At 75.6% G+C, this 2,405-nt stretch carries 2 protein-coding genes and 1 pseudogene; all 3 read right to left on the reverse strand.

The window, feature by feature from the left end; translation table 11 throughout:
* Nucleotides 1-679, reverse strand: a pseudogene (locus ACFW1I_RS38285) (UL36 very large tegument protein); the annotation flags it as partial.
* Nucleotides 680-814: 135 nt separating this feature from the next.
* Nucleotides 815-1,210 carry a PPOX class F420-dependent oxidoreductase gene (locus ACFW1I_RS38290; protein WP_384678776.1) on the reverse strand — a complete coding sequence of 132 codons (396 nt, stop codon included), beginning with the start codon at nt 1,208-1,210 and terminating at the stop codon, nt 815-817.
* A gap of 11 nt (nt 1,211-1,221) precedes the next feature.
* Nucleotides 1,222-2,397 carry an alginate lyase family protein gene (locus ACFW1I_RS38295; RefSeq protein WP_384678779.1) on the reverse strand — a complete coding sequence of 392 codons (1,176 nt, stop codon included), beginning with the start codon at nt 2,395-2,397 and terminating at the stop codon, nt 1,222-1,224.
* Nucleotides 2,398-2,405 lie beyond the last annotated feature (8 nt).

Here is a 2,405-nt window from a genome sequence, read left to right on the forward strand (position 1 = left end):
GTCCTCGGTGTTCGCCGGCTCGCCGTCGGCCTGGAGGCGCCGGACGAACCAGCGCGTCACGTGCGCCCGGGGGGGGGGGGGGGTGCGGGTGCCCGCCGCCCCCGCCGGCCCGCCGGCCCGGCCCGCCCCCCCCCGGGGCCCGCTCCGGCGCGGGGGCGGCAGCGGCCGGTGCGGGGGCGGCCGCGGCGGCCGGTGCCGGGGCGGCGGCGTGGAGCCGGTCGAGGCGGTCGGTGAGGTCGACGATCCGGGCGGTGGCGCGGGCGTGGTCGTCGCGGGTCCAGGCGAGGTCGTGTGCGAGCCGGGCGGCCTCCTCGGGGCCCGCGGTGCGGATCCACTCCCCCAGCTCCCGGACGCGGGTCTCGGCGTGCCGGCGCTCGCGTTCCATCAGTGCGCGGCGGGCGGTCAGCGCCTCGGCGCCGCCGGGCCGGCGGTCGTGGGCGGCGGCGGCCGCCGCGTACAGCTCCCGCCCGTGGTGGGGCGCCTCGCCGACGTCCTGGAGGAGGGACTCGACGACGTCCCACGGCAGCAGTTCGGTGCCGTCGAGGCAGGCGCCCAGCCCGTCCGGGTCCCGTTCGGCGAAGACGGCCCACCAGCCGCCGGTCCGCTCGGCGCGGGCCGCGAGCCCGCCCAGCCAGAGGGTGAACTCCGCCATCTCGGACGGAAGGTGAGTGACCGTCATGCGTGCACCTGCCCTGCGGTAGAAGGGGACCTTCCGGTCCGCCGCAGGGCATTGCACCGCAGTCGTGTTACGGGACGGCTACGGACCGTTTTCCTTTCCGTGCCCCGGGGACCACATCGGTGCCGTACCGACCGGTCACAGGGTGACGACGATCCCGGTGTGGGGGCGCTTGCCGAGGCGGGCGATCATGGCCGGCCAGTCCACGAGCCAGAACTGGTACGTGTACTTGCGGGAGAGCAGTCGGCGGACGTGGCGCAGCTCCTCGCCGGTGACGAGCCGGGCGGTGCCGGGGGTGCGGACGGCGCCGTCGGGGACGTTGCCGCGCACGTCGCAGACGGCCAGCTCGACCCTGGGGTCGTTGCGGAGCCGCTTGACCTTCCAGGAGTCGGTGCGGGTCCACACGTACACCCGTTCGCCCTCGACGGCGTACCAGACGGGGGTGGCGACCCCGGTGCCGTTCTTCCGGAAGGTGGTGAGGCTGAGGTAGCGGGCGCGCCGCAGCTCGTCGGGGATTCGTCCGTCGGTCGTCATGACCGCCGAGCCTATGCCGGGGTGGGGTTGCGGGCGTGGGTCAGGGTCTCCCAGGCGACGAAGAGGTCGTCGGTGCCGCCGGGCCGCTGGCTGGCGGCGAGCTTCGCGGTCTGCGGCAGCCGCATGCCCATGCGGCCTTCGAGGTGGTTGAGGGCGACCTCGACGTCGGGGCCCATGGTGCGCTCGACCTTGCCGCCGCACAGCCAGCGTGGGGCGGTGGCGCCGAGTTGGTAGCGGGCGTGGAACTCCAGGGCGGCGGCGATCCGTTCGGCCTGGTCCCGGTAGAGGTCGACGCCCTGGTGCCAGGCGGTCTCGGCGATGTGGGCGGTGGCGGCGAGGGAGTAGCCGATGTGCATGAAGTTGCGGCAGGTCTCCTGGCCGAGGCCGTCGCGGTAGGTGCGCTGGCCGAACCAGTAGGTGGCCAGCTCGTCGGGCGTGTCGATGGTGCCGCCGGGCGGCGGCTTGGGCAGGGCGCCGTCGGAGGCGAGGTAGAAGTAGGCGGGGACGCGGGCGCGGTAGCGGCGTACGGACTGCTCGAAGAGGCGGCGGTCCTCCAGGAAGACGGCCATGCCGATGGCGGCGTCGGTCATCGCCAGCTCCCAGTTCCCGTTGTAGTCGGGGACGTCGGAGGTGACGGCCGGCAGATACGCCTTGCGCAGCATCCACTTGAAGCGCTGGACGGCCGCGCCGCCCCAGGCGGGGTAGCCGGCGTGCACGATGTCGGCGGCGCGCGCCCAGGAGGAGCCGGACCAGGCGGTCTGGAGGTCGGCGTCGTCGCGGGTGTGCTCCTTGACGGTCCGCGCCCAGGCGTCCATGATCTCGACGGCCTTCGCGGCGTGCGCCCGCTTCCCGGAGACGGACCACATGAGCGCGTGGGTGTACGCGGCGAGGGCGTCCTCGCGTTCGGCGACGCAGGCGTCGGTGCCGGCGTTGGAGGCGCAGGCGACGGTCGCGGCGGGGTGCGGCACGTAGTCGAGGGCGGCGTACGCGGAGGCGGCCATCGCCCGGTAGGCGGAGGTCCAGGGCTCCTCGCCGGCCGCCACGTGGCGCCGGACGGCGTCGAGCTGGGCGCCGCCGACGAGGACGCCGGGGTGGCGGAAGCGTTCCGGCGCGGCACCGGCCGGCGGCGCCTGTGCCCGGTCGCCGGTGTCCGCTCCGCCGCAGGCCGCCGTGGCGAGCCGCAGCAGCGGGGCGA

Source organism: Streptomyces sp. NPDC058955 (assembly GCF_042741435.1).
In the GTDB taxonomy this organism is placed as follows: Bacteria; Actinomycetota; Actinomycetes; order Streptomycetales; family Streptomycetaceae; genus Streptomyces.

Excerpts from the sequence above, each read along its gene's own strand:
- ACFW1I_RS38290 (WP_384678776.1), bottom strand. The coding sequence starts at position 1,210 with ATGACGACCGACGGACGAATCCCCGACGAGCTGCGGCGCGCCCGCTAC.